The organism is Geobacter sp. OR-1 (genome assembly GCF_000813145.1).
Lineage (GTDB): Bacteria > Desulfobacterota > Desulfuromonadia > Geobacterales > DSM-12255 > Geoanaerobacter.
This window is the reverse complement of sequence record NZ_BAZF01000003.1, coordinates 268,340-280,185: the sequence shown is the minus strand read 5'-3', so window position 1 is coordinate 280,185 and position 11,846 is coordinate 268,340. Positions and strand designations below refer to the sequence as shown.

Genomic DNA, 11,846 nt, shown 5'->3' with positions numbered 1-11,846 from the left:
TTCTAGGAAACCTTCACCCTGACCAGTTCGTTCCCAGTGGCATCGAGAACATGAACGGCGCAGGCCAGACACGGATCGAACGAATGAATGGTCCGCAGGATCTCGACCGGACGGTTGGGGTCCGCAATCGGGGTGCCGATCAACGCCTCTTCGTACGGACCTCTCTGCCCCTTGTGATCGCGCGGCGAGGCGTTCCAGGTAGAAGGGACAACCGCCTGATAATTCAGGATTTGGCCATCCTTGATTTTGATCCAGTGTCCGAGCGCACCACGCGGCGCCTCGTGCCAGCCGTACCCTGCCGCTTCCTTGGGCCAGGTGGACGGGTCCCACTTTTCCCCGGCATGGATACGGAGATCTCCCTTACCGATGCTCTCCACCAACTGGCCGTGCCAGACCGGCAGCTGCTGGGCGGTGACGAGGCAGTCGAGCCCTCGGGCGCCGGTCCTCCCAAGTGTCGAGAACAGCGCCTCGGGACCGACGTTGAGGTGTTTGAGCACCAGACCCACTGCAGCCTGGGTCTCCTTGTGGCCCGAGGCATAGGCGACCAGCAACTTGGCCAGCGGGCCGACCTCCATCGGCAGCTCTTCGTAACGGGGAGCCTTGACCCACGAGTACTTCCGGTCCGTATCCAGATACTGGTACGGCGGTTTCGGGCCGGTGTATTTCGGCTCGGTCTCCCCGTCCCAGGGATGCGCCCCCTTCCCCTGGCCCACGGAATACTCGAACCAGGAATGGTCCACATATTCGGCGATCTTCTTCTGATCTACAGGATGAACCTTGGTAAGGTCTTTCCCAAGGATAATCCCCGGAGGGAAAAACTGCTTGCCGGTCACCGGGTCCGGGAACTCGCCATAGGAGAGGTAGTTCCCCACGCCGCCACCGATCCCGGCCCAATCCTTGTAAAACGAGGCCACGGCCAACAGGTCGGGTATATAGACCTTCTCGACAAATTCTTTGGCCTTTTTCAGCAGGCCGCCGATTTCTGCCAGCTTGTCGGCATTGATCGCATTCTGGGAGTCAGGATCGAGCGGTATGGCCATACCGCCGACGAGGAAGGTCTGAGGATGCGGGTTTTTACTCCCGAGGTAGGCATGGACCTTGATCACGTCCTTCTGCCACTCAAGCGCCTCCAGGTAGTGGGCAGTAGCCATCAGGTTGGCCTCTGGCGGGAGCTTCATGGCCGAATGCCCCCAATAGGCGTTGGCAAACGGCCCCAGCCGTCCTTTTGCCACAAATGCCTTGAGCCGTTCCTGGATCCCTTTGAAATAGGTGGGAGAGTTGAGCGGCCAGTCGGAAATGGATGCCGCCAGGGAAGCGGTACGGGCCGGATCGGCCTTGAGGGCCGATGTAATATCCACCCAGTCCAGGGCATGAAGATGGTAAAAATGGATCACATGATCCTGGACATTCTGAATCCCCATGATGATGTTACGTACGATTTCGGCATTGGGCGGCACCTTGATCGCGAGGGCGTTTTCCACGGCCCGGATCGAGGCAATGGAGTGCACGGTGGTGCAGACTCCGCAGAACCGCTGCGTGTAATACCAGGCATCGCGCGGGTCACGCCCTTTCAGGATCTTCTCGATCCCGCGGAACATGGTGCTGCCGCTCCAGGCGTTGACAATCCGGCCATTGCTGATTTCCGCCTCTATCCGCAAATGCCCTTCGATACGTGTAATCGGGTCAACGACAATCTTCGCCATAGCAGTTATCCCTCCCTCGAACTGTCTTCAGGTTCTTTATCCTTGCGCATGGCGTTCAGAGCGCCGTGTATCCCGAAACCGACCGCCGCCGCACCGACCAGGCCGAGGCCGATCTTGTCGGCAGTAGCCTCGATGCCGAAACCGGCAACATTCGGCAGCCTCCGGTAGAGCGGCCCCATGTCGTCCCAGAAATTCGGCTGCGAGCAGCCGGCGCAACCGTGCCCTGCGGCAACCGGCCAGCTGGTATGCTCGTTGTATCGTTCCGAGGGGCAGTTATGAAATGTCTGGGGCCCCTTGCATCCCATCTTATAGAGACAATAGCCGTGCCGGTGACCTTGATCACCCCACGCCTCGACATACTGGCCGGCATCGAAGTGAGGACGCCGTTCGCAGTTGTCGTGAATCCTCTTGCCATAGGCAAAGAGCGGCCGGCCGAAACTGTCGGTGGCAGGAAGTTTTTTCAGGAGCAGGAAATGAACGATTGTCGCCGTGAGATTATCGGTGTTCACCGGGCAACCCGGCAGGTTGACAACCGTGGCGCTCGGGACGGCCTTTTTTATGCCGACTGCGCCGGTGGGGTTGGGTGATGCCGCCGGAATACCGCCGTATGATGCGCAGGTCCCTACGGCAATGGTGGCAAATGCGCCGCCGCATACCTCAGTCGCCCGGTCCACGGCGCTCCGTCCGCCGATGCAGCAGTAGACGCCATCATCCTTGAGCGGGATCGAGCCTTCGACCACGGCAATATATTTACCTTTTTCCCCTTTGATCACCTGGTCGAGATTGGCTTCGGCCAGATGTCCCGCCGCTGCCATGATGGTTTCGGCATAATCAATCGAGAGGATGTCGAGCACTATCTCTGCGACAGTCGGAGCGGACGCCCGCAGCAAGGCTTCGGTGTCACCGGTGCAGCTCTGGAATTCGAGCCAGACCAGCGTTGGCCGCTTGACTTCATCAAGGGCCTGGGCGATCTTCGGGCCGAATGCCGGCGGCAACGCCAGAGCAGCCGCCATTGTCGAACAGAACTTCATAAAGTCACGCCTGGAAACCCCACGCTGCTCCAGCAGTTCAGAAACCTTACCCTTGAACTCCACTCCCGCTTCTTCCGGACAACCCACATCATGGTCTTTTGCCATCGGCATTCTCCTTACCCCGCGCAATAAAGGAAAGCTGTTTTATTATTATATGGCAATCTCTTGACCTGTCAAGATTTGTTCTTTATTTTCAATAGGTAACGTCGTTTCATGAGAATATTTAATAAAAAAGAGAGGGGGCAGGCCAACGCCTACCCCCTCTCCATAATCATCTTCACTGAGTAATGTCAGCAGATTCGCGGCAACTGCTCCCCGGCTAGCATCTCTACCGACCTGATCCCGCCGACCGCGGTTTTCATCTGGACGCGTCCGCCCCCTGCAGCAGAGACCTCGCCGATAATGGCCGAATCTTTCCCCAGCGGCTGCTGCCTCATGATTTCCAAAAGCCCGGAAGCCGCATCCGGGGAGACGACAGCCAGCAGCTTCCCCTCATTGGCCACGTAAAGCGGATCGAGCCCCAGTATGGCGCAGACCCCACATACAGCCGGATCCACAGGCAACTGCGCCTCGTCAAGGGTAATCGTGACCCCGGACTGTAGCGCGATTTCCTTGATAGTAGTCGCAACACCGCCCCTGGTGGGGTCCCGCAAGACTCGAACCGCATCGCCTGCCGCGGAAAGCATCTCCCTGACGAGGCCGTTAAGGGCGGCGCAGTCGCTCTGGATCTCGGTTGCCAGCGAGAGCCCTTCGCGCGCCGCCATTACGGCAATGCCGTGGTCGCCGATGGTTCCGCTGACAATAACCTTATCCCCCGGCCTCGCATTGGCGCCGCTCAGCGACACCCTGCCGTCAAAGACGCCGATTCCCGCGGTATTGATAAAGATCCGGTCCGCCTTGCCGCGCGGCACCACCTTGGTATCGCCGGTAACAATCCGTACCCCGGCCTCATCCGCGGCCCGGCGCATGCTTGCCACGATCAGGGACAGATCCCTGCGGGAAAATCCCTCTTCGATGATCAGGCCGCAGCTGATAAAGAGCGGCGTTGCGCCGACCATGGACAGGTCATTCACCGTGCCGTTAACTGCCAGACAGCCGATGTCGCCGCCGGGGAAAAAGATCGGGTCAACCACGTAAGAGTCGGTGGTAAAGGCAAGTTGCCGGCCGTTGCATTCAATAACCGCGGCATCGTCCTGACCGGAAAGAGGCGTGCCGGACAGGGCCGGTATTATCAGGTCGGAGAGAAGCTTGTGGGAGAGCACCCCGCCGCTGCCATGGCCCAAAAGGATCAGATCGTCATTCACCATTTCACTCCTTAGAAACTTTTCCAGAAACGAGCAATTTTTTGTCAGATCAAGGCTGTCGAGGGGATTACGCGGAGGCGTAGCAGTGCTACGCCGCACAAGTAGCCCCGAAGACTTACGCAGATATGGCGAAAAAGGGCCGTTTCCTAACGCCCGTATTTGTAAGCTGCCGCACAGGTCCCTTCCGTGGATACCATGCATGCGCCTACCGGCGCCTCGGGGGTGCAGGCCGACGCAAACAGCGGGCAGTCAAAGGGAGAAATCTTCCCCTTCAGGACATCGCCGCACCGGCACCCGGCAGGCTCCCGGGAGTTCTCCGGTTCAAGCGCCAGCATCCGCTCGGCATCGAACGGCGCAAACTCTTCCCTTATAGCCAGGCCGCTGCCCGGTATCAAGCCAAGACCGCGCCATTCGGCATCGCACGGGACAAACACCTCGGCCAGTATCGCCCTGGCCCTGGGGTTTCCCTCCGGCTTGACCGCCCGTCGGTACTGGATCTCCACCCGGCTCTCCGCGGCAACCACCTGGGCGGCGAGCATCGCCACACCTTGCATGACGTCTGCCGGCTCGAACCCGGTAATAACGCAGGGCCGGTGGAAATCGTGCGCTAACGGCTGGTAGGCATCGGCGCCAATGATGGTGCTGACATGGGCGGGACAGATAAAACCGTCAATGGCGAGCTCCGGGTCGGAGGCCAGCGCCGCCATCGGGACCGGCATGGTCTTGTGCGAGGCGAGGACGAAGAAGTTTTTCAGCCCCAGCTGCCTGGCAGCCAGGATACTGCCGGCAATGGTCGGGGCCGTGGTCTCGAAGCCGACGCCGAGGAATACGACCTTCTGTCCGGGGTTTGCTGCGGCCAGCTTGACCGCGTCCAGCGGTGAATAGACGATCCGGACATCCGCCCCCTTGGCCCGCTCGGCCATCAGCGACGAGGTGGTGCCTGGGACCCGGAGCATATCGCCGAAAGTGGCCACGATGAGACCGGGAATCCGGCAACAGGCGATCGCCTTGTCGAGATAACTGTTGGGGGTCACGCAGACCGGGCAGCCGGGACCGGAGATGAGCCTGACCTGCGGCGGCAGGAGCCCGCGGAGCCCGTACTGGTAGATCGCCATGGTATGGGTGCCGCAGACCTCCATGAAGGTCATGGTACCGTGATATCCGGAGGCCAGGTCGCGGAGCCTGGCGGCAAGCCCCTGGACCAGCTCGCGGTCGCGGTATTCGTCCTGGTATTTCATAGCTACCCCCTCAAACGACAGCGATTTTTTTGCAAGATCAAGGCGTTCAAGGATCGACGCGGAGGCGTACAGTTGATGTACGCCGCACAAGGAGAACCGCAGAACAACACAGATATTGCGGAAAAGGCGCTGTCGGTCATGCCATGTCCTCGGGGTCGAACATCTCTCTCATCATGGCCAGGGTCTCCAGGGCCTCGGCTTCATCCAGTTTTGAGATGGCAAAACCGGCATGGACGATGACGTAATCGCCGATCACAACCTCTTCGTCAAGGAGCATCAGGCTCGCCTCGCGCCTTACCCCGTCGATCTCGGCGACCGCATCGGTCCCTTCGATACTCACAACCTGCATAGGCACACCAAGACACATAATCAGTTATCTCCATTTCCTTCCGGCTATCACTGCCTGGCCCAATGCCAATCCCCCGTCATTGGGGGGTACCAGGCGATGGGTAAACACCGCAAATCCGTTTGCACCGAGCAGAGTGGCCAGCTCCTCGGTCAACATCCGGTTCTGGAAGACCCCTCCGGAAAGGACCACTGCATTCTCCCCGGTCTCATCACGCAGGCGGCGGCAGACGGCAACCGACGCCTGTGCTATCGATGAGTGGAAGCGCCGCGCCATTATCCCCTGCGCTACGCCGGCAAAGATATCGGCAACAAGGGCGACAAACAGGGGGCGCCAATCGATCTCAAGCCGGTCGTCTGCCGTGGCGATTTCCCATGGATAGCCGTTGTCAGCCGCAACCCCCTCTGCCATTGCCTCCAGTTCAATTGCCGCCTGCCCCTCGTAAGAAACGGCGGAACGCAACCCGATCAGAGCGGACACAGCATCGAACAGGCGGCCGCAACTGGATGTCGGCGGAGAGTTGAAACGACGCTCGATCATCTGCCTGAGCAACGGCCTCTCCGGGGTATGCAGAAACGGAAACCGGTCTGCCGGCAGCTCGAACGCTGCAGAACCCCTTGCCTCATAAAGCCATGAGATCGCCATCCGGTACGGCTCGTTGACCGCCGCGTCGCCACCGGGGAGCAACGCCTGCCCGAAAGAGCCCATCCGGCGGAAACCGTCAGGACCGCCGACCAGGAACTCCCCTCCCCAAACCGTGCCGTCAGGCCCATAGCCGGTGCCGTCGAAGACCACACCGATCGCTTGTCCTGTCAGCCGGTTTTCCGCCATGCAGGACACCATGTGCCCATGGTGATGCTGCACGGGTACCAAAGGGAGCCCGGTCTGCTCCTGGGCAAAGCGGGTCGAAAGATAATCGGGGTGCAGGTCGTGCGCAACAGCCACCGGCCTGATCTCGAGCAGCCTCTGCAAGTGATCGGCCGTATCGGCCAGCGCGGCCACGGTCTCGACATTCCGCAGATCCCCTATGTGCTGGCTCATGAATGCCTGGTCTTCACGGGTCAGGCAGCAGGCCCCCTTCAACTCCGCCCCCACAGCCAATACCGGCGGCTGGGAAGCGGCCAGCCGGATCGCCCGCGGTGCATACCCGCGCGAACGCCTGATAAAGAGGGGGTTGCCGCGAAAGACCCGGATGACCGAATCGTCCACCCTTGTTTGGATGGCGCGATTGTTGGCCAGGAAATAATCGGCAATGCCGGAGAGGGCGTGAAATGCCTCGTCATCATCGAATGCCACCGGTTCGGAAGAGCGGTTGCCGCTGGTCATCACCAGCGGCGCGCCAAACCCGTCCAGCAGCAGATGCTGCAGCGGCGTGGCCGGAAGCATGATCCCCAGGTAGTTGCTTCCCGGCGCCACTTCAGGCGCAACACCGGATTCCCGACGCCTCACCAGGACTATCGGCCGCTCGGGCGCTGCCAGGAGGCGCTCTTCAAGCTGATCAAGCCGGGCCGCCTCCCGGGCTGACGCAATATCCCTAACCATGACCGCAAAAGGCTTGTCCGGCCGGCGCTTACGAAGACGCAGCTCCATCAGGGCCGCGCTGTTCCCGGCATCAACCGCCAGGTGATAGCCGCCGACACCCTTGATGGCAACGATCTTTCCCTGCTTCAGCAGGTTCACCGTGGCAGCAACCGGATCACCGGGTTCAGGCACTCCGGAGTTATCGACCAGGCTCAATGCCGGGCCGCAGACCGGACAGGCAACCGGCTGGGCATGAAACCGCCGGTCCAGCGGGTTTTCATATTCGGCCCGGCACGCCTGGCAAAGGGCGAAAGGGGCCATGGTTGTCAGCGGGCGATCGTAAGGGATGCCGGTTATGATGGAGTAGCGGGGACCGCAGTTGGTGCAGTTAATGAAAGGATAGCGGTACCTCCGGTCGGAGGGGTCGTACATCTCGGCCAGGCAGTCGGCGCAGACATTGCCGTCGGGCGCGATCTCGGCGGTCGCCCCCCCGGTACCGCTGGCCAGGATGAGAAACCCGTCTTCCCCAGAAACAAGCGGGATGGATTCAGTGGTTAATGACCCGATGACGGCCAGCGGCGGGGCCTCATGCTCCAGGGCCGAAAACAGGAGTTCCAGCCGTCCGGCCTCTCCCTGGGCCTCAATGGCCACCCCTGCCGGATCGTTCCGCACCCAGCCGGTCAGCCCCAGTCCACGGGCAACCCGGTAGACAAAGGGACGGAAACCCACCCCCTGCACTATTCCGGTTATTCTGACCGTAACGCGTTTCAGATTGTTACCCGCTTACCGGTTGGCAGCCTGTGCCGCGGCCACCCCTGCGGCCAGCCAGTCGTACCAGGCGGCCATCCCGTCGCCGGTCCTGGCCGACAGCTGCATCAGAATCCCGTCGGGCCTGACGCGCCGCGCCATCTCCACGCACCTCTCCACATTGAAATCCAGATGGGGCAGCAGATCGATCTTGTTCAGGAGCATGACATCGGCAGCATGAAACATCTGGGGGTACTTGAGCGGCTTGTCCTCCCCTTCGGTCACCGAGAGCACGACCACCTTGTGATGCTCGCCGAGATCGAACGATGCCGGGCAGACCAGGTTACCCACGTTTTCGATAAATATGATGTCCAGGCTGTCGAGATCGAAATGCTCCAGTGCGTGGCCGACCATGTGGGCATCCAGATGACACCCCGCGCCGGTGTTGATCTGCCGGGCAGGCACCCCGGTAGCGGCGATCCGCACCGCATCGTTATCGGTCTGCTGGTCGCCTTCGATCACTGCACAGCGAAACCGGCCGCCGATCTCCCTGAGAGTCCTCTCCAGCAAGGTGGTCTTGCCGGAACCGGGAGAACTGACCAGGTTGAGCACAAAGATCCCCTTTTGCGCAAACAGGGACCGATTCCCGCCGGCAAGGCGATTATTCCTGGCCAGAATATCCATCTCCACCTGGATAACGCTACGGGAAGCGGTCTTGGCGTCATGTTCGTGGTGATGGTCATCATGATGATGGTCATGCGGTGAGCAACCGCAGGTGGTACACATCGATCCAACCTCCGTTTTTCCGGATAACAGCCTCTGTTCTCAGAAAAGATGAGACTACCCCATCCGAATCTGAAGGTCAAACAGTTCTCCGTTACCATCCGGGGAGCAATAACCCGAATGCCGTATACACAAGATACTACCTTGCTACTAATCCGATAACCTATTGAATTATACATAAAAACAGTTAAAGTTCGCAAAAGCGGCTCCGATACATGAGTCATGCGTATACAATATAGCCATTAATTAAAGTGGGTTATCACATGGACGAGCTGTTAGATACCCGGGCATCACTCCAGGAGACCATGAAATTTTTGGGCGCCATCGCCAGCGGCATCGAAGAAGCGATCGGCGAATCGGCGAACAGTATCAGCTACCTGGCGGGAAAACGGCTGGGGATGAAGCTTTCGGAAAATGTCGCGCAAACAGACGACATCGAAAAGGCGCTCGGCGCTGTCAGCAAGGTCCTGGTTGACAACAGCTGCCTCTGGCATTTCGAAACCTTCATGCCTCACGACCGCAAAGAACTGATCCGGCATACGGAACAGGGTGAAGAACTGATGCTGGTCTTCCGCGACTGCATGATCAGGCAGTCTCTCTTTACCTTCGGCCACCACCAGAAAGGATCGTTGTGCAACATGATGTTCGGGTTTTTCTCCGGCGCACTGCAGAACATCATGGGGTGCGACTCCACACTGGAGATCGACCATGCCGGGGAAAACGCCTGTCTCAAACGGCTTACCCTGCATCGCAAGCCCGCAGAGCAGATTCCCGTCAAGAGAAAGGGACCCAAAAGATGAGCCGATCAGCTCCGCGGAAACAACCAGTCACCGTAAACACCGAATGGCTCAGCGACTGTTCGGGCTGCCATGTGGCCATAGTCGACCTGCACGAGAAGATCCTGACCGTTCTTGACGCTGTACAGATACAACGTTGTCCGGTCCTGACCGACATCAAGGATTATCCCAAGGCAACCGTGGGCCTTGTTTCCGGGGCCATCAGGAACGAGCATGACCGCCACGCAGCAGAGGAAATGCGCAAGAGCTGCGACCTGATCATCGCCTGGGGATCATGCGCCGTGCATGGCGGACCGGCAGGAGCAGGAAACATCCATACCCGGGAAGAGATCGTGGATTCGGTCTACATGAAGAACAAGACCACAACACCGCATCTCCCCCCGAGCAGAGAGGTTTCACCACTGGAACCGGCCGTAACCCCCCTGGACAGTGTTATTGATGTCGATCTCTACCTTCCCGGTTGCCCGCCTCATCCGGCATTCATATTCGACGCCCTGCTGGCCCTGGTTGAGGGGCGAACACCGAAAGCCACCAAGGAATCGGTCTGCGCCAAGTGCAAGAGGAAGATGGAAAAAACCGATACCGATGCCATTCGGGGGAACCTTGACGGCAGCCCCGATCCGGAGCAGTGCTTCTTGAGCCAGGGATATCTCTGCATGGGATCGGTGACGCTCGATCGCTGCCTCTCCCCCTGTCCGCTCAACGGCATTCCGTGCACCGGCTGTGCCGGGGCCACCATGCAGATCCTGACCGAACCCAACCGCGACATCCGAACCGAGATTGCCGACCGGATGTCGCGGCTGACAAAAATACCACGCGATGCAATTGTCCGGGAAATAGAGAACTCATCGAAATCGCTTTACTCTTACACAATGGCGACATCCATGATCGGCGAAAAACCGACCTTCCTGATCAAGAAGTGGATAGGAGACGCAGAGGCAGACTATGAGTAAATCAAACAAGACTATCAAGATCGACCCCATAACCAGGATCGAGGGGCATGCCAGGGTATTTCTGAATCTTTCGGACGATGGCAAAAATTTGGAATCGGCAGGCTTGGTAGTAAACGAGCTGCGCGGCTTCGAGAAGATCCTGGTCGGAATGGAAGCGGACCGGATGCCCCACATTACCGGCCGTATCTGCGGTGTCTGTCCGACGGCACACCACCTGGCGGCATCCAATGCCCTGGACAACGCTGCCGGCATCGAAGCTCCGGTTGCGGCAAAGCTTCTGCGAGAGCTGATGTACATGGGGCACCTGATCCACTCGCATGCCCTGTCGTTGTTCGTCCTGCAGGGACCGGACCTGGTGATGGGGCTCGATGCCGACCCGGCGGTCAGAAATGTCGTCGGCGTGGTGCAGGCTGCCCCTGATGTGGCCAAGAAGGCCCTGCTGCTCCGGACCATCGGCCAGAAGATCAACGAGATGGTCGGAGGCAGGGGGACGCACCCGGTGACCTCGGTTGCCGGCGGGATCACCTTTATCATCGACAAGGAAAAGACGACACAGCTCAAGGCGTGGCTGGACGAAGCCCTGTCGTTGCTGAAAGAGCTGGCGCCAGTGGTTAAACAGCTGCTCCTCAAGCAGGTTGAACTGCACCCGGCAATGCTGAAGGAATGGATCACCCCATCCTGGTCTCTGGGCACGGTGCGAAACGGCTCTGTTTCGATGGTGGAAGGGACCCTGAAGGCCATAGACGAGCAGGGGAATGTCCGGGCCGAATTTCCGATCCAGGATTATGACCGGCATCTGGTCGAGTCGGTGCTCGACTGGTCCTATATGAAGCCGGTAAGCATTCTCGACAATGGCGAACAGCACGAATACCGGGTCGGCTCGCTGGCACGAATCAACGTGGCCGGCAAGTACGGGACCGAACTTGCCGATGCGGAATATGCCGAGTTCAAGAAGCTCGGCGGCAGCCCGTGCCACATAACGGTAATGCAGGCATACGCCAAACTGATCGAGACGATCTGGGCAATCGAGCATGGCAGCGAAATCATCCGGGACAAGCGGATATTCGGGGAGACGCGCGTACCGGTGAAGTTCCCCGGCGGGCGGGGTGTCGGTCATGTCGAGGCCCCGCGCGGAACATTGATCCACGATTACGAAATCGATGAAAACGGGATTATACGGGCCGCCAACCTGATCGTCGCCACTCAGCAGAACTATTCCCTGATCAACAGGACAGTCCATCAGGCCGCAAACTCCCATGTCATAGGCTTGCCGGATGACAAAGCCCTGCTCAACGCCATTGAATTCGGCATCCGCTGCTATGACCCTTGTCTGTCGTGCGCAACGCATGCCCTGGGAGCAATGCCGCTTGAAGTCACCATAAACAGGGGCGGCAGAAGAGTCCGCACAATCCGGAGGTAGCCA

The 11,846-nt window shown here is 59.5% G+C and carries 10 protein-coding genes; 3 read left to right on the top strand and 7 right to left on the bottom strand.

What is annotated here, in order from left to right; translation table 11 throughout:
• Window positions 1–2: 2 nt before the first annotated feature.
• The 7 genes from OR1_RS04890 to hypB form a co-directional block, all read right to left on the bottom strand.
• Window positions 3–1,703, bottom strand: coding sequence for a nickel-dependent hydrogenase large subunit (locus OR1_RS04890; protein WP_041970371.1), 1,701 nt, complete (start codon window positions 1,701–1,703; stop codon window positions 3–5).
• A gap of 5 nt (window positions 1,704–1,708) precedes the next feature.
• On the bottom strand, window positions 1,709–2,839 hold the full coding sequence (locus tag OR1_RS04885; protein ID WP_041970370.1) for a hydrogenase small subunit: 1,131 nt from the start codon (window positions 2,837–2,839) through the stop codon (window positions 1,709–1,711).
• 185 nt (window positions 2,840–3,024) lie between these two features.
• On the bottom strand, window positions 3,025–4,038 hold the full coding sequence (hypE, locus tag OR1_RS04880) for a hydrogenase expression/formation protein HypE (RefSeq protein WP_041970452.1): 1,014 nt from the start codon (window positions 4,036–4,038) through the stop codon (window positions 3,025–3,027).
• Window positions 4,039–4,184: 146 nt separating this feature from the next.
• Window positions 4,185–5,276, bottom strand: coding sequence for a hydrogenase formation protein HypD (gene hypD, locus OR1_RS04875; protein ID WP_041970368.1), 1,092 nt, complete (start codon window positions 5,274–5,276; stop codon window positions 4,185–4,187).
• A gap of 136 nt (window positions 5,277–5,412) precedes the next feature.
• Window positions 5,413–5,643, bottom strand: a complete 231-nt coding sequence (locus tag OR1_RS04870; protein WP_041970367.1) for a HypC/HybG/HupF family hydrogenase formation chaperone — start codon at window positions 5,641–5,643, stop codon at window positions 5,413–5,415.
• 6 nt (window positions 5,644–5,649) lie between these two features.
• Window positions 5,650–7,914, bottom strand: coding sequence for a carbamoyltransferase HypF (hypF, locus tag OR1_RS04865; protein ID WP_041970366.1), 2,265 nt, complete (start codon window positions 7,912–7,914; stop codon window positions 5,650–5,652).
• Between the two features lie 12 nt (window positions 7,915–7,926).
• Window positions 7,927–8,676 (bottom strand): hydrogenase nickel incorporation protein HypB, encoded by a 750-nt coding sequence (gene hypB, locus OR1_RS04860; protein WP_041970365.1) that lies wholly within the window; start codon window positions 8,674–8,676, stop codon window positions 7,927–7,929.
• A gap of 260 nt (window positions 8,677–8,936) precedes the next feature.
• Here hypB and OR1_RS04855 point away from each other — a divergent pair, with 260 nt between their 5' ends.
• Genes OR1_RS04855 through OR1_RS04845 form a run of 3 tightly spaced genes read left to right on the top strand, consistent with a single transcriptional unit; the run spans window position 8,937 to window position 11,843 of the window.
• Complete coding sequence (locus tag OR1_RS04855) at window positions 8,937–9,473, top strand: hypothetical protein (protein ID WP_041970364.1); 537 nt, start codon at window positions 8,937–8,939, stop codon at window positions 9,471–9,473.
• Window positions 9,470–10,423, top strand: a complete 954-nt coding sequence (locus OR1_RS04850) for a methyl viologen-reducing hydrogenase (protein WP_041970362.1) — start codon at window positions 9,470–9,472, stop codon at window positions 10,421–10,423. The genes OR1_RS04855 and OR1_RS04850 overlap by 4 nt, the downstream gene beginning before the upstream one ends.
• Window positions 10,416–11,843 (top strand): Ni/Fe hydrogenase subunit alpha, encoded by a 1,428-nt coding sequence (locus OR1_RS04845; protein WP_041970360.1) that lies wholly within the window; start codon window positions 10,416–10,418, stop codon window positions 11,841–11,843. Before OR1_RS04850 ends, OR1_RS04845 begins: the two co-directional genes overlap by 8 nt.
• Window positions 11,844–11,846: the final 3 nt, after the last annotated feature.